This is a genomic window from Natronococcus occultus SP4, assembly GCF_000328685.1.
GTDB classification, from domain to species: Archaea; Halobacteriota; Halobacteria; order Halobacteriales; family Natrialbaceae; genus Natronococcus; species Natronococcus occultus.
Window position 1 is genome coordinate 1,552,290 of sequence record NC_019974.1, and the last position, 13,952, is coordinate 1,566,241.

General features: G+C 66.6%; 16 protein-coding genes. 6 read left to right on the plus strand and 10 right to left on the minus strand.

The window, feature by feature from the left end:
* Nucleotides 1-32 precede the first annotated feature (32 nt).
* The 8 genes from NATOC_RS07615 to NATOC_RS07650 all read right to left on the minus strand — a co-directional run bounded on the left by NATOC_RS07615 (nucleotide 33) and on the right by NATOC_RS07650 (nucleotide 7,128).
* Nucleotides 33-1,049 (minus strand): metal ABC transporter permease, encoded by a 1,017-nt coding sequence (locus tag NATOC_RS07615; RefSeq protein ID WP_015320847.1) that lies wholly within the window; start codon nucleotides 1,047-1,049, stop codon nucleotides 33-35.
* Complete coding sequence (locus NATOC_RS07620) at nucleotides 1,049-1,771, minus strand: metal ABC transporter ATP-binding protein (RefSeq protein WP_394296445.1); 723 nt, start codon at nucleotides 1,769-1,771, stop codon at nucleotides 1,049-1,051. Before NATOC_RS07620 ends, NATOC_RS07615 begins: the two co-directional genes overlap by 1 nt.
* A 74-nt stretch (nucleotides 1,772-1,845) precedes the next feature.
* Nucleotides 1,846-3,231: a metal ABC transporter solute-binding protein, Zn/Mn family gene (locus tag NATOC_RS07625; RefSeq protein WP_015320849.1), complete on the minus strand. Its 1,386-nt coding sequence runs from the start codon at nucleotides 3,229-3,231 to the stop codon at nucleotides 1,846-1,848.
* A gap of 199 nt (nucleotides 3,232-3,430) precedes the next feature.
* Entirely contained in the window at nucleotides 3,431-4,069 is a 639-nt protein-coding gene (locus tag NATOC_RS07630; protein WP_015320850.1) for a hypothetical protein, read from the minus strand.
* Between the two features lie 343 nt (nucleotides 4,070-4,412).
* Nucleotides 4,413-4,904, minus strand: a complete 492-nt coding sequence (locus NATOC_RS07635; RefSeq protein WP_015320851.1) for a hypothetical protein — start codon at nucleotides 4,902-4,904, stop codon at nucleotides 4,413-4,415.
* Between the two features lie 134 nt (nucleotides 4,905-5,038).
* A complete protein-coding gene (locus tag NATOC_RS07640; protein ID WP_015320852.1) occupies nucleotides 5,039-5,515 on the minus strand; it encodes a YbaK/EbsC family protein in 477 nt (158 codons plus the stop codon).
* 45 nt (nucleotides 5,516-5,560) lie between these two features.
* Entirely contained in the window at nucleotides 5,561-5,971 is a 411-nt protein-coding gene (locus NATOC_RS07645) for a hypothetical protein (RefSeq protein ID WP_015320853.1), read from the minus strand.
* Nucleotides 5,972-6,018: 47 nt separating this feature from the next.
* Complete coding sequence (locus NATOC_RS07650; protein WP_015320854.1) at nucleotides 6,019-7,128, minus strand: YihY/virulence factor BrkB family protein; 1,110 nt, start codon at nucleotides 7,126-7,128, stop codon at nucleotides 6,019-6,021.
* A gap of 190 nt (nucleotides 7,129-7,318) precedes the next feature.
* Here NATOC_RS07650 and dpsA point away from each other — a divergent pair, with 190 nt between their 5' ends.
* From dpsA to NATOC_RS07665, 3 genes are all read left to right on the plus strand, one after another.
* Complete coding sequence (gene dpsA, locus NATOC_RS07655; RefSeq protein ID WP_015320855.1) at nucleotides 7,319-7,864, plus strand: DNA starvation/stationary phase protection protein DpsA; 546 nt, start codon at nucleotides 7,319-7,321, stop codon at nucleotides 7,862-7,864.
* Between the two features lie 97 nt (nucleotides 7,865-7,961).
* Nucleotides 7,962-8,726, plus strand: a complete 765-nt coding sequence (locus tag NATOC_RS07660) for an NRDE family protein (protein WP_015320856.1) — start codon at nucleotides 7,962-7,964, stop codon at nucleotides 8,724-8,726.
* 69 nt (nucleotides 8,727-8,795) lie between these two features.
* Entirely contained in the window at nucleotides 8,796-9,146 is a 351-nt protein-coding gene (locus NATOC_RS07665; RefSeq protein ID WP_049888705.1) for a helix-turn-helix transcriptional regulator, read from the plus strand.
* 132 nt (nucleotides 9,147-9,278) lie between these two features.
* Here the strand turns inward: NATOC_RS07665 and gatA are convergent, their stop codons facing one another.
* Together gatA and gatC are read right to left on the minus strand one after the other, a co-directional pair.
* Nucleotides 9,279-10,547, minus strand: a complete 1,269-nt coding sequence (gatA, locus tag NATOC_RS07670) for an Asp-tRNA(Asn)/Glu-tRNA(Gln) amidotransferase subunit GatA (RefSeq protein WP_015320858.1) — start codon at nucleotides 10,545-10,547, stop codon at nucleotides 9,279-9,281.
* Complete coding sequence (gatC, locus tag NATOC_RS07675) at nucleotides 10,544-10,822, minus strand: Asp-tRNA(Asn)/Glu-tRNA(Gln) amidotransferase subunit GatC (protein ID WP_015320859.1); 279 nt, start codon at nucleotides 10,820-10,822, stop codon at nucleotides 10,544-10,546. Before gatC ends, gatA begins: the two co-directional genes overlap by 4 nt.
* A 184-nt stretch (nucleotides 10,823-11,006) precedes the next feature.
* Between gatC and NATOC_RS07680 the strand changes: the two genes are divergently transcribed.
* From NATOC_RS07680 to NATOC_RS07690, 3 genes are all read left to right on the plus strand, one after another.
* Entirely contained in the window at nucleotides 11,007-11,984 is a 978-nt protein-coding gene (locus NATOC_RS07680; RefSeq protein WP_015320860.1) for a transcription initiation factor IIB, read from the plus strand.
* Between the two features lie 67 nt (nucleotides 11,985-12,051).
* Nucleotides 12,052-12,990 (plus strand): alpha/beta fold hydrolase, encoded by a 939-nt coding sequence (locus NATOC_RS07685; RefSeq protein WP_015320861.1) that lies wholly within the window; start codon nucleotides 12,052-12,054, stop codon nucleotides 12,988-12,990.
* A 206-nt stretch (nucleotides 12,991-13,196) separates the two neighbouring features.
* Entirely contained in the window at nucleotides 13,197-13,862 is a 666-nt protein-coding gene (locus NATOC_RS07690; RefSeq protein WP_015320862.1) for a helix-turn-helix domain-containing protein, read from the plus strand.
* Nucleotides 13,863-13,952 lie beyond the last annotated feature (90 nt).

Consider the following 13,952-nt stretch of genomic DNA (forward strand, 5'->3'; position numbering starts at 1 on the left):
AAAGATATAGTGTGGTCCCGCAGCCCGGGAACCTAGTGCATCGAGATCGCGCTCCCGGAGCGACTCGAGGCGAGGATCGCCAGCGCGTAGATCGCGATCGCGACGACGACGATCGAACCGCCCGGCGGTAGCCCCTGCGAGATCGCGAAGCCGAACCCGCCAAGCACCGAGGCCTGGCCGAACAGAATCGACAGCGCCAGCGTCTCGCGGAACCCGTGGGCGATCTGCGAGGCGGCCGCGACCGGGATGACGAGCATCGCGGCGACGAGGATCACGCCCATGATCTGCATGGCGCCGACGACGACGACGGCGGTCATCACGATCAACAGCGTGTTGTACCAGGTGACGTTGAGGCGGGCGACCCGGGCAGCCTGCTCGTCGAACGTGATGAAAAGCAGCTGCTTGTAGGTTACCGCGACGACGCCGACGACGGCGATGGTCAAGATTGCGACCAGCCGCGCCCCCTCGGCGGGGATGACGGCTGCGCTCCCGAACAGGTAGTCCTCGATGCTGACTCCCGAGAAACCGCCCCGACCGTAGCTGATGATCAGGGTCCCGACGGCGAAGCTCCCGGTGAGCATGATCGCGATCGGGACGTCGCCGTAGGTGTTGGTCCGCTCGGCGAGATACTGCACGAGCAACGCGCCGATGACCGCGACGACGAGCGCGGCGACCAGCAGGGAGCCGTCCCAGTCGGTCGTCGCGCTAAAGAGCAGGCCGATGGCGACGCCTGCGAAGGCAGTGTGAGCCAGCGTCTCGCCGATCAGCGCCATCTCGCGGTGAACGAGATAGGTCCCGACCAGCGGTGCGGCGATCCCGACGAGGACTCCCGTCGCGATCGATCGCAGCATAAAGGAGTAGCCGAAGACGCCCGTACCGAGGTAGTGGTCGAGCCACATTCCGGCGATCGTGTACTGGTCGTACAGCGTCCCGGCGTATGGGTACTCCTGGAGCCACTCGAGAGCCAGGAAGGCAAGCATCACGACCGCGAGCAGGCCCGTCAACGCGATCCCGATCCGCTCGAGGCGGCGTCTGTGTGTCCGATCCATCAGTGATGGTGGTGGACGACCTGCCCGGTCGTTCCGTACGCTTGCTCCAAGGCGTTGCTTTCGACGAACGATTCCGTGTCCCCGTGGTGGAACAGCTCCGTGTTGATGCAGGCGACCCGATCGGCCCGGTTGGTGACGACGCCGATATCGTGTTCGATCAGGACGATCGTGATCCCGGCGTCGTTGAGCGAATCCAACAGCGCGTAGAACGCGTCCCGGGATTCGGCGTCGACGCCGACGGTCGGCTCGTCGAGCGCCAGCAGGTCGGCCTCGGAGGCCAGCGCCCGCGCAATGTAGGCCCGCTGGCGTTGTCCACCGGAGAGCTGATTGACGCGGCGGTCGGACAGGTCGGTGATGCCGACCGTTTCGAGGGCGTCGTCGACGATCTCGTGGTCCTCGTCGCCGAGCCGGGAGTGGCCCGCGTGGGCGAACCGTCCCATCGTCACCGCCTCGCGGACGGTAACGGGCATCGTCCCGCCGCGGCTCGTGGCCTTCTGGGAGACGTAGCCGATGCGCTCGCCCTGGTCGAACTCGTCGACTGGCTGGCCGAACAGCTCGATCCGTCCGCTGTCGGGGCTGTGAAGCCCGAGCATCAGGTGCAACAGCGTTGTCTTCCCCGACCCGTTCGGGCCGACCAGCCCGAGAAAGTCACCCGCCTCGATCGTCAGCGAGACGTCTCGAATAGCGACAGTTTCACCGTACGCGAACGTTACGTTCTCCATCTCGACGATCGAGCTCACTGCAATCTCACTCGCGTATCGAACGCGGATCGTCTTATGTCTTCCATTTCGGTGTCCTACTCGGCTCCGAGCGCGTTCGCGAGCGACGGGATCGTGATCTCTTCCATCAGTTCGACCCAGCCGTACCCCTGCTCGCTCCACTCTTCGGTGGTCCCCTCCGCCGGCGTAACCGGTTCGGCGTCGGTCGCGTCGGTTTCCTCGAGCAACACCTCGACCATCTGGGGGACGTCCTCCTCGGGATCGGGCGTCTCGAAGGGGTCGTAGAGGATCGTCTCGATGTTTTCCTCCTCGATCACCTCGATCAGCTCGGAGACGTCCTCGCTCGACTCGACGGCGTCGGGCGAGACGCCGACGGGGGTTCGGATCTCGAAGTCGTAGCGCTCCTCGAGGTAGCCGAACGACTGGTGGCCCGCGAGGACGGCGACGTCCCGGGTCGCGTTCTCGGCGACGTCCTCGAGCTGCCGGTGGACCTCGTCCATCCGGTCCGTGTAGTCGGCGGCGTTTTCTTCGTACGTATCGGCGTTGTCCGGATCGAGCTCGCCCAGCTCGGCCGCGATCGTCTCGACCATCTCCTGGGCGAGGACGGGGTCGACCCAGACGTGGGGGTCGGCGAACTCGGTTCCGTCTTCGCCGTCGTCCTCGACGACCGCGACCGAGAGGTTGTCCGCGCTCGTGTCCCAGACGACCTCGCCGTCGACGACGAGTTCGAAGACGACCATCGTTCGACTCTCCTCGAGGCCGTGGAACTCGACGTGGTCGCCCTGCGGTTCGATCTCGAGGGCGTCCTCGTCCGCGCCGTCGACGACGGTGGCCTCGAGTGTGAACGGCTCGTCATCGCCGAGCGGGAGGACACGACCCTTCGCGTCCTCGAAGACGCCCTCGATCGTGATCTGCCCGTCGAGCGGGACGTCGGGGACGCCGCCGTGCCAGTGGTCGTCGTGCCAGTAGGCGACCTCTTCGCCGGTGCGCCCGTCGTAGAGTTCGAACTCCGCGATCTCGACGGCGGCCGGATCGTCGTCGTACTCCGCGACCGGCTCGCGGTCCTCGTCGGTCTCGCGGTCCATCGGGAGCAGCTGGCTCTCGACGGCCTCGAGACCGTTGATCAGTGCGACGTCCTCGGACTCGAGGTCGGCGGCGACGTCTTGCGCCCAAGCGAACTCGGGGCTGTCGAGGTAGACGAAAAACGCCGACTCCGTGATCTCACGCTGGAGATCGACGGGCGGCTCCCAGCCGTGACCCATCTCTCCGGTTTCGACCGGGTTCTCGATCGTCAGCTCGTCGCCGACGATATGTTCCGTCCAGTCGGCGAGCGTGAAGAAAGCGGCGTACCCCTCCTCCGGGTTCCCGTCCTCGCCGCCGGGTTCGCTCAGACAGCCCGCGAGGACGCCGAGGGAGAGCGCGCCGGCACCCGAACGTAACACTGCGCGGCGTGACCGTGTCATAGGTAGAGGTACGGGCGAGCGGATAAAAGAGTTATTATGTGTACGAGGGGAGTTAATAACTCGTTGCAGCAATCGCTCGTGGGATAACAACGTGTCACGGCGTCGAGCGCGGCGGGTGAAATGGGGGGGGGGGGCCCGATTCGGGCGAGAAGGTGACACGAGAGTCGGGTTACGGGTTCGGGAGGGCGGGATCGAGTCGCTAGTGGTCGTCGTCGTGATCGTGATCGTCGTCGTGATCGTGGTCGTCGTCGTGATCGTGTGCGTCACCCTCGGCGTGGTTCTCCTCCGGATCGAAGTCCTCGACGACTTCGACCTCGAGCTCCGGGGAATCCCAGTCGGAGTGGTCGTCGTGCCAGACCTGGAGGACGATCTCGGTGATCCCTTCATCGTCGCCGGTTAGCTCGACGTGGTCGCCGTGGGACTCGATCTCGACGTTCTCCTCGGCACCCTCGACGACCTCGGCCTCGAGCTGGTACTCCTCGTCCTCGCCGAAGACGATCTCTTCGCCGTCGGCGTCCTCGGCGTGGGCTTCGACCGCGATGGCGTCCTCGAGGGGGACGTACAGCGGACCGTGATCCCAGTGGTCGTCGTGGACGTACGCGAGCTGTTCCTCCGACTCGTGGTCGAAGAGCTCGAACTCCTGGACGTCCATGTGGTGGTCGTCATCGTGATCATCGTCGTGGTCGTCGTGATCGTCGTCGCCGTCATCCGCATCTGCCTCGTCGTCCTCGTCGTCCTCGCCGTTGTCGCCGACACAGCCCGCAAGTCCGAGTGCCGCGAGGGAACCGGACGCTGCGAGCAGCTTCCGACGGGTCGAACGCGTTGAGTCCATCGTCATTGTTAGGTAGCGTGTGTAGAGTGAGATTGATTAGTAATCAACCTAACGATCTTGTTAATGTCGCCACGCGGAGCGAGGGGGCTTGGCAGGACGGAGTTCGAAGCGAGCGCGGTTCGAAGCGAGCGCGGTTCGGAACGAGCGCGGTTCGGAACGAACGAAGTGAGTGAGAACCGCGACTGCGAGCGCGGAACGAACGTGACGCGTGAGTGGACGAAGTGAGTGAGAACCGCGGAACGCGAACGAAACTATCCGTGTGACCAGTGTACAAACAGTTGCAGTTGGGACGAGACTCGCGGCCCGATCGCACAGCCGTTACAGGTGAACCGACTCGGGGGCAAGCCGTTCAGCGGGTCCCGGTATCGCGGTGATTCGCCGCGTCCTCGAAGTCGTCGACGACCTCGACGGCGAGTTCGGGCGAATCCCAGCCGAATCGGTCGCCGTCCCACAGCTCCGCGACGATCCTCGTCTCGCCCGTCGCGCGCCCGATCAGATCGAGACGGTCCTCGCGAGGCTCGATCGCGACGGGGTCGTCTCCGTCCTCGGCTGGAACCGCGCCGAGGCGGTACGGCTCGTCCCCGCCGAGCGCGAGCTCGCCGTCGGCGTCCTCGGCGCGGGCGCCGACCGAGAGCGTCCCCTCGAGCGGAACGAGCAACGGGCCACCCTCCCAGCGGTCGTCTGCGACCGTCGCGAGCGAATCGCCCGTCTCGGGATCGACGAGCTCGAACGACTCGACCGCGACGTGTTCCTCGTCGCCGCCGAAACAGCCCGCGAGCCCGAGCATCGTAAGCGAGCCCGACGCCGCGAGCACCGTCCGACGGGTCCGCTTAGTCGTCATCCGCAGTGTCCCGGCGCGGGCGATCGAGGAGACGAGCGGCTCGTGACGGGTTCGAATACATTACAGAAATCATGAACGTCGAGGACGCAAATGCTTTCGGGTACGGCGACGCCGACCGCTGGGGGACCGATCGATCAGTCCGCAACGGGCGCCGGTTCGGCGTCGGCGAGCCGGCGCAGTCGCTCGGGGTCGATCGGGAAGACCGCCGTCGGCGTCCCCGCGGCCGCCCAGACGGTGTCGAACTCGAGCAGCGTCTCGTCGACGACGACGGGAACCCGGGTGTCGTGACAGAACGGCGGGACGCCGCCGATCGACCAGCCCAGCGTCCCTTTGATCCGCTCGGGGTCGGCCATCTCGACGTCCTCGGCAGGAACGCCGAAGACGGCGCCGAGCGCGTCCTCGTCGACTCGGTTCGCGCCGCTGGTGACCGAAACTACGAGGGAGCCGTCGACGTCGAACGCCAGCGAGCTGGCGATCTGTGCGACGTCACAGCCGACGGCGTCGGCGGCGTCGGCCGCGGTCTTGGTACCTTCGGGAAACTCCTCGACGTCGGGATCGAGCCCGTACTCCTCGCGGGCCCGTTCGGCGAACGTCGCTGCGCGTGGATGCATGCGACACGCCACCGCGACCGCAACCAAAAAATCGTCGAGTGGCGTCTACTCGAGCGAGACGTCCACCTCGACGCCGTCGAGACGCCGGTAGGCGGGAACCGGATCGCGAACGACCTCGAAGGCGTCGAGTCGGATCACGAGGCGGCCGGGATCGACCGTCGCCCGAAGGACCGGTCCCCGGCTAGTGACGGTGACGTACGGCGGGGCGGGGACCGGACTGGCCCGCAGCTCACAGTCGGCAGCCTCGACGACGTCGGCGAGCAACGCCGCGAGTTCCTCGAGCAGGTTGGCCTCCTCGAGGCTTCTCCCTAGCGGGGCGACGACCCGGTCCGGGTTCGTCGTCCGGGACGTATCCCAGGGCTCGGCGACTCGATCGGCGCAGTCGTCGACCCCATGGACGACGGGCTGCCACTCGGCCTGGATCCGTCGTCGAGCCGCCCTGACTGGGTGGGACACGAGCCGGACTGCTACGGGCTCGTACTAAGCTCTCACGACTTCCGGCGCTACCGCTCGCGGATCGTTCCGATCCGCAGCGTCTCGATCCGGGAGGCGGCCTCGTGGAGCGCCTGTTTCCACTCGGGTTCGTCGCGGATCTCCAGCTCCGACTGCAGCCGTTCGGTCTCCGCCTCGAGCGCTCGGACCCGCTCCTCGAGCTCGCCGGTCCGGTCCTCGAGGCGGTATCGTCGGCTCCGATGGGCCTCGAGGTCCTGGCGGAGCTTGTTTCGCTCCCGCCGCAGCTCCCCGATCTGCTGGCGGAGCTGATCGTTCGTCCGGCGGCTCCGGTCGAGCCGCCGTTGCTGGACGGTCGCCTCGTCGTCGTCCTCGAGCGAGACCCGCCCCGATCGCGTCGCGTTGACGACGGCGCCGACGAGCAGGATCATCCCGCCGAAGTACAGCCAGGTGAGCAACAGGAGAATCGCGCCGATCGCCCCCGCCGACTCGGAGTCGGCTGCCAGCGAGACGTACACCTGGAACAACGACTGCAGCGCGGTCCAGCCGACCGCGGCGACGGCGACGCCGGGAAGGATCTCGCGGACGGAGACGTCGATCTCGGGGAAGAAGTAGTACATCGGAAGAAACGCGATCGAGAGGCCAACGATCAACAGGAGCGGGTTCAGCAGTCCGAGAAACGGGACGTCGGGCAGGACCGCAAACGCGATCGTCGCCCCCGACGCCGCGACTAGCGCGAGCGTGATCGCACCGAGGACGATGATCCCGTCCCGAACCTCACCGAGCAGGGAGCTCTCGCCGGTGGTGCCGTAGATCTCTGAGAACGCGGTGTCGATCCCGCGGAAGATCTTCAGCGACCCCCAGACGAGCGTGACGAGCCCGATGATCGAGGCGCCAGCGGTTGCGGGCGACTCGGTGAGGGCGTCCTCGAGCATGATCTGTCCGCTTTCGGGGAGGACGCCTTCGGTCGTCGCGGCGACGTCGGCCGCGAGCTGTTCGTCGCCGAGCAGCGAGACGAGAAAGAACAGGAGGACGAGCAGCGGGATCAACGAGATAAACGCGTGGTACGCGATGCTCGCAGCCATAAACGGGACGTTCTTTTCCTGAATCCCGTCGACGACCGATCGTCCGAACGAGACGGCGCCGCTGGCGTCGGTTGACATGTGCTACAGAACGCTCACGGAGACCAATAGATAATCGGCTTGCAGCGCCGAGCTAGGGCGACGACGCGGGTCGTCGGGAGTCCCGACACCCGGCAGGATTGCTCCGAGGGGAAAATATCTTTCTCAATACGGAAAAATGGTTTTTTCATGGGGAACCTTTAAGAGCGATGCGGTCGTACGTTAGAGTACGATGAGCACCCAGAAGACCGTTCGCCAGCAGGCAGACGTCGTCGAGGAGAACGAGCTCCGGCTCGAACAGGAGAAAGCGGAGCAGGTCGTCGAGGCGCTGAACACCGAGCTGGCCAACGCGTACGTACTGTACCACCAGCTCAAGAAACACCACTGGGTCGTCGAGGGCGCGGAGTTCCTCCCGCTCCACAAGTTCCTCGAAGAAGCCTACGAACACGTCGAGGAGGGCGCCGACGTGATCGCCGAGCGCGCACAGGCGCTGGGCGGCGTCCCCGTCTCCGGACCGTCGAACCACGAGGAGCGTGCGACCGTCGAGTTCGAAGGCGAGGACGTCTACGACGTGCGCACAATGTTCCAGAACGACCTCGAGATGTACGGCGACATCATCGAGTCGATGCGCGACACCATCGAGCTCGCGGACAACCTCGGCGACTACGCGACCGCCGAGATCCTCCGTGAGATCCTCGTAACCCTGGAAGAAGACGGCCACCACTTCGAGCACTACCTCGAGGACGACACGCTGGTGCTCGAAGAGGCGACGAAGTAACGCCACGCCGGCTCCCGACGACGGATCGAGCGGTTCGAGAACGAATTTTTCCGGCGTTCCGAACGAGGTTAAGGGCCCCGCGTTCCTATCCTCGCCCGTGTGTACGCTGACACTCGCCTGGCAGGTCTTCGAGGACGCCCCCGTAGCAGTCGCCGCCAACCGCGACGAGTCCCTCGAGCGCGAGTCGGTGCCACCGGGCGTCTACCGCGAGGAGCCACGGATCGTCGCACCCCGGGACGCGGAAGCCGGCGGCACCTGGATCGGGTACAACGAACACGGCGTTTTCGCCGGTGTCACGAACCGCTGGGGAACCCCCGAGCTCGCCGGCGACCGCTCCCGCGGACTGCTCGTGGCCGACGTCCTGGAGGCCCGTTCGGCCCGCGAGGCAGCCGAAATCGTCGCCGAGGAGACCGCGGCTCGAGAGTACGACGGGTTCTACCTCGTGATCGCCGACGAGCGCGACGCCGTCTGTCTGCAGTGGAACGGCGCGCTCGAACGGACGACCCCGGAGCCGGGGGTCCACGTCGTGGTCAACGTCCCGGTCGACGACGCCGACCGACTGCCGCCCGGACGGATCGACGCCGCCCGCGAGCAGGCTGCAAACGCCCGCCGGGTGCGGGCCGAGCTGGCCCCCGACTGCGACGAGGACGTCGACGGCTGGCTCGAGCGAGCGGGCGACGTCCTCGGGACTCACGAGTACGGCGTCTGCGTTCACGGCGACGGCTACGGCACGAAGTCCTCGTCGCTGATCGCACTCGGTGACCGCCCACGGTACGCGTTCGCGCCAGGGCCGCCCTGCGAGACGGCCTACGAACCGGTCACCGTCCCCGACTGGGATGACGACCGCGAAGGGCACATTTAAGCGGCTCGCTCCACCTGATACTGGTATGCACGCACTTGCGCCCGTAGCGTCGAGTACGGGGTGGTCGCAGTGAGCGTCTCCGAGACCGAAGCCGAGCTCAGCGAGGACGAGCGGGCCGGCCTCGAGCTCGTCCGTGAGACCGGCGGCATCCACCAGAGCGACTTCTGGAAGGAGCTCGACGTCTCCTCCAGGAAGGGGAGTCGAATCGTCGAGTCGTTAGTCGAAAAGGGGCTGGTCGACCGTGAGGATACGATCTACAACGGGCACAACACCTACTACATTACGCCGATCGCCCGTGACCTGGATTTTACCCTGCTGATGGCGGGCGACATGCTCTCGCCGTTTATCGGCGAGGACGAGGTCGATCCAAACAGCGACGCCTTCTCGCAGTGGATCATGAACCTCGCCTACGAGGAGTGAGCTAGCCCGGGCGGCGTCGCTTGCTCGCCGCCGCGCTCGGTCGGTAGCTCGAACAGCCGTCGCTACCGCTTCTGGTCGTCGGCGATTCGGGCTCGGAAACACACACCGGCGGTCGAAAAAACGTGCGTCGGCCTACTCGAGCGCGCTTGCAGCCCGAATCAGTCGCTCCTCGCCGAAGGCCGGACCGATCAGCTGGAGCCCCACCGGGAGCCCGTCGGTCTCGCCGGCCGGCACCGAGATCGCCGGCAGATCGGCGAGGTTGACCGGGACGGTGTTTGCGTCCGCGGGGTACATCTGCAGCGGGTCCTCGAGGCTCTCTCCCTGCTCGAACGGCGGCACCGGCATCGTCGGCGAGGCCAGCACGTCTGCGTCCTCGAGGGCCTCGTCGAAGTCCTGTTTGACCCAGGCGCGGGCGTCCTGGGCCTTCTTGTAGTACTTGTCGTGATACCCCGCCGAGAGCGCGTACGTACCGAGCAGGATCCGTCGCTTGACTTCGTCGCCGAACCCTTCCTTCCGCGCCTCCGCGAAGGTCTCGTTCCAGTTGCCCTCGCTATCGACGTCGTGACCGTACCGCACTCCGTCGAACCGGGCGAGATTCGAAGACGCCTCCGACATCGCGATCACGTAGTAGGCCTCGACGGCGTGTTCGACGGAGGGCAGCGAAACCTCGTGGTACTCCGCGCCCTGGGCCTCGAGGTCGGCAATCGCGTCCCAGAACGTCTCGACGACGTCCTCGTCGGCACCCTCGAGCAGTTCGGTCGGGACGCCGATCGAGAGTCCGTCGACGTCGCCAGTCGCGGCGTCGGCGTAGCTCGCGTCGTCGCCCTCGTCCCGCGTGGTCGCGTCCCGGTCGTCGCTACCTGCGATGACGTCGAGCAGCCGGGCGGCGTCCGAGACGGTTTCGCCGAACGGGCCGATCTGTTCCAGACTGTTGCCGTAGGCGACCAGGCCGTACCGCGAGACCAGCCCGTAGGTCGGCTTGATCCCGACGACGCCACAGAAGGCGGCCGGACAGCGAATCGATCCGCCGGTGTCGGAGCCAAGCGCGAGATCCGCCTCGTCGGCGGCGACGGCGGCCGCCGAGCCCCCCGAGGAGCCACCCGGGACGCGGCCCGGTGCGGCGGGGTTGTCCGTCGGTCCGAAGTACGACGTTTCGGTGGTCGACCCCATTCCGAACTCGTCCATGTTGGCCTTGCCGACGATCGTCGCCCCCGCCTCCTTGAGCCGCGAGATCACGGTCGCGTCGTAGGGCGGAACGTACTCCTCGAGCATCCGGGAGCCACAGGTCGTCCGGACGCCCGCGGTGGAGATGTTGTCCTTGACGGCGACGGTCGTGCCCGAAAGCGGACCCTCGTCGTCGCCCTCGATGCGTTCCTCGGTGATGAAGACGTTCTCGCTCATGAGACGTTCGGCCCCTTGAAGTAGCCGTCCTCGGTTTCGGGCGCGTTCCGCAGCGCCGCGTCCCGGTCCAGCGAGTCCCGTTCCTCGTCGGGTCGCATCACGTTCGTGAGGTCGGCCTCACGGTCGACCTCGGGCACCTCGTCGAGGGTCTCGAAGTACTCGAGGACGTCCGCGAACTGTCGGGTGAACTGGTCGACCTCCGCGTCGGTCAGGTCGACGCGAGCCAGCTCCGCGACGTGGCGGACCTCCTCGGCACTGACGGCGTCGTCGCTCATACCAGATCCCACCGGGCTCCGGAGAGTAAGAGTTTCGATACCGCCGTCGACAGTCCGGTCGTGGTAACGGCGTGTTACCTCGCAGGCGGGCCCGAGTACGACCGAAGTATTTAACTCCATCGGATCCGTGGAACGGGAACAGAACGTTCTCCGGTCGACTCCCCCGGCCGGATTCTCCCCCACGATGACAGACTCACGTATCCAGACCAGGAGCGGCCAGCGTCGCTCGGGCGAGCGCGAGGAGGCAAGCGAGTCGACCGACGAGCGAGAGCAGTGTCCCGAATGTGGCGGTCGCTTGCGCTCCGACAGCGAGCACGCCGAGACGGTATGCCAGGACTGCGGGCTGGTAGTCGAGGAAGGCGAGATCGACCGCGGTCCGGAGTGGCGCGCGTTCGACGCCGCCGAGAAAGACGAGAAGTCCCGCGTCGGCGCCCCGACGACGAACATGATGCACGACCAGGGGCTGTCGACGAACATCGGCTGGCAGGACAAGGACGCCTACGGCCGCTCGCTGTCGAGCCGCCAGCGCCAGAAGATGCAGCGGCTGCGCACCTGGAACGAGCGCTTCCGTACCCGTGACTCCAAGGAGCGCAATCTCAAGCAGGCGCTTGGCGAGATCGATCGGATGGCCAGCGCACTCGGACTCCCCGAGAACGTCCGCGAGACTGCAAGCGTGATCTACCGCCGGGCCCTCGAGGAGGACCTGCTGCCCGGCCGCTCGATCGAGGGCGTCGCCACCTCCGCGCTGTACGCGGCCGCCCGCCAGGCCGGCACCCCCCGCAGCCTCGACGAGATCTCGGCGGTCTCGCGGGTCGGTAAGGACGAGATCGCCCGCACTTACCGCTACGTAATCCGCGAGCTCGGGCTCGAGGTCCAGCCCGCTGATCCCGAGAGCTACGTCCCCCGCTTTGCGAGCGAGCTCGAGCTCTCAGACGAGACCGAACGGCGCGCCCGTAGCCTCCTCCAGACGGCCAAGGAAGAAGGCGTCCACTCGGGAAAGTCGCCCGTCGGACTCGCCGCCGCAGCCGTCTACGCCGCTGCGCTACTCACCAACGAGAAGGTCACCCAGAACGACGTCAGCGAGGTCGCCAGCATCTCCGAAGTGACGATCCGCAATCGGTACCACGAACTCCTCGAGGCCGAGGGCAGCCCCGTCATCTGAACGAGGACGAAGGCACGTCCGCAGCGAGATCGGTCGCCACGGCCGGCGCTCGCCGGGGGGTACGCAGATGGGCCTCCGGCCCGGACGTCCCGACGTGACCGCGACAGCACCAGCCACCGAGACGGACGCGTCGTTGCTCCCGTCCGGGGGAGCGACGTCGTCCTCGCGGGTCGTCAACGGAGTAGAGCTACACACCGTCGTCGCCGGTGACCCGGACGATCCGCTGGTCGTGTTGTTACACGGGTTTCCCGAGTTCTGGTACGAGTGGCGCGAACAGATCGAGCCGCTGGTCGAGGACGGCTACCGGGTCGTGGTCCCCGACCAGCGGGGGTACAACCTGAGCGAGAAACCCCGGTCGGTTCGAGCCTACCGGCTTGCGGAGCTCTCCCGGGACGTCGCCGAGCTGATCGCGAGCGAGGGCCGCGAGAGCGCTCACGTCGTCGGTCACGACTGGGGCGGCGTCGTCGCCTGGGACCTCGCGTACCGGTACCCCGACCGGATCGATCGGCTCGGGATCGTCAACGCGCCACATCCGACCGCCTACCGCCAGCAGCTCCTGTCGAACCCCGAACAGCTCAGGCGCGGCTGGTACGCGATGGCGTTCCAGCTCCCCTGGCTACCCGAGCGGCTGTGTCGATTCGACGACTTCCGACTGCTCGAGGACGCTCTCCAGGGAACCGCGGCGGAGGGAACCTTCACCGAACGGGAGCTGTCCCAGTACCGACGCGCGTGGCGTCGCGAGGGAGCGGTGCGCGGGCCGCTAAACTGGTACCGCGCGATCGCGCGACACCCGCCCGAACGGCGACGGGACTCCCTCGAGCAGCCGACGCTCGTGATCTGGGGCGAGGACGACGACGCGTTCGTTCCCGAGCTGGGACTCGAGAGCGTTCGCTTCTGTGAGCGCGGCCGCCTCGAGCGGCTGCCGGAGACGAGCCACTGGGTGCCCCACGAGCGGCCCGCGGAGACGATAGCGCTGCTGTGTGACCACCTCGCGGGTGCCGACTGACACGTAGGCCGTAGCGGATCGGTCGCCGTCTACGGCGTCGCGGCGTGCCGTCCAGTCGGGCGAGGACCCGCCGACGCCTCTCGACCGAGACCTCGATCGCAGCGCCACTCGTCGGGAGCGGTCCTGTACGCTCCATTCCCACGACGTAGGAATCGTAAGGGTACTATTGTCATCCTCCTCCCTAGGTCCGAGCCGAACAGGTTCGCATGGCCCACGCAACACTCACCGTCACGATGCCCGAACAGGTCTGGATTCAGCAGGTGTCGACGGCCTATCCGGCGGCGACGTTTCGTGTCCTCGCAGCCGTTCCCGGCAGCGAGTCCGGATTCGCGCTCGTTCGGATCACCGGCTCGTCCGTACCGGAGATGGTCGCCGAAATCGAGACCCACCCGCAAGTCCTCGAGCTCACGGTCGTCCAGCGAAGCGAGCGGGAGGCAACGATCCACTTCGAAACAACGGCGCCCCTCCTGCTGTTTTCGGCCAGGGAGTCGGGGATCCCGATCGAGCTCCCCGTCGAGATTCAGGACGGCGAGGCGACGATCGAGGTCACGGGTTCGCGCGAACGCCTCGCCGAACTGGCCGAACAGCTCGAACAGTTCGGACTCCAGTACCGTATCGAGCGGGTGCAAGAGCGGCTTCACCAGAGCCAGCTCCTCTCCGAGCGCCAGCTCGAGGTCGTTTCGGCCGCCGTCGACGCGGGGTACTACGACACGCCCCGGCGGTGCTCGCTGACCGAGCTGGCCGGCCACCTCGGAATCGCCAAATCGACCTGTAGCGAGACGCTCCACCGGGCAGAGGAGGCGATCGTCAAACAGTTCGTCGAGGACCTGCCGGGCGAAGATCGGCTCGAGGAACAGCTCGCGAGCGGGTGAGTTTCTCCGAGGACGTTCTTTCTCCGAGGACGTTCGCGATCGATCCCGAGTTCGTGCTAGTGAGAATCGGTACCATATATCGCCTCGATA

What these genes read in the sequence shown, in the direction of transcription:
- gatC (WP_015320859.1), bottom strand. Translation starts at nt 10,822, where the DNA reads ATGAGCGACGACGCCGTCAGTGCCGAGGAGGTCCGCCACGTCGCGGAG.
- NATOC_RS07625 (WP_015320849.1), bottom strand. Translation starts at nt 3,231, where the DNA reads ATGACACGGTCACGCCGCGCAGTGTTACGTTCGGGTGCCGGCGCGCTC.
- NATOC_RS07685 (WP_015320861.1), top strand. Translation starts at nt 12,052, where the DNA reads ATGGGCCTCCGGCCCGGACGTCCCGACGTGACCGCGACAGCACCAGCC.
- dpsA (WP_015320855.1), top strand. Translation starts at nt 7,319, where the DNA reads ATGAGCACCCAGAAGACCGTTCGCCAGCAGGCAGACGTCGTCGAGGAG.
- NATOC_RS07615 (WP_015320847.1), bottom strand. Translation starts at nt 1,049, where the DNA reads ATGGATCGGACACACAGACGCCGCCTCGAGCGGATCGGGATCGCGTTG.
- NATOC_RS07630 (WP_015320850.1), bottom strand. Translation starts at nt 4,069, where the DNA reads ATGACGATGGACTCAACGCGTTCGACCCGTCGGAAGCTGCTCGCAGCG.
- gatA (WP_015320858.1), bottom strand. Translation starts at nt 10,547, where the DNA reads ATGAGCGAGAACGTCTTCATCACCGAGGAACGCATCGAGGGCGACGAC.
- NATOC_RS07620 (WP_394296445.1), bottom strand. Translation starts at nt 1,771, where the DNA reads ATGGAGAACGTAACGTTCGCGTACGGTGAAACTGTCGCTATTCGAGAC.
- NATOC_RS07690 (WP_015320862.1), top strand. Translation starts at nt 13,197, where the DNA reads ATGGCCCACGCAACACTCACCGTCACGATGCCCGAACAGGTCTGGATT.
- NATOC_RS07650 (WP_015320854.1), bottom strand. Translation starts at nt 7,128, where the DNA reads ATGTCAACCGACGCCAGCGGCGCCGTCTCGTTCGGACGATCGGTCGTC.
- NATOC_RS07680 (WP_015320860.1), top strand. Translation starts at nt 11,007, where the DNA reads ATGACAGACTCACGTATCCAGACCAGGAGCGGCCAGCGTCGCTCGGGC.
- NATOC_RS07635 (WP_015320851.1), bottom strand. Translation starts at nt 4,904, where the DNA reads ATGACGACTAAGCGGACCCGTCGGACGGTGCTCGCGGCGTCGGGCTCG.
- NATOC_RS07640 (WP_015320852.1), bottom strand. Translation starts at nt 5,515, where the DNA reads ATGCATCCACGCGCAGCGACGTTCGCCGAACGGGCCCGCGAGGAGTAC.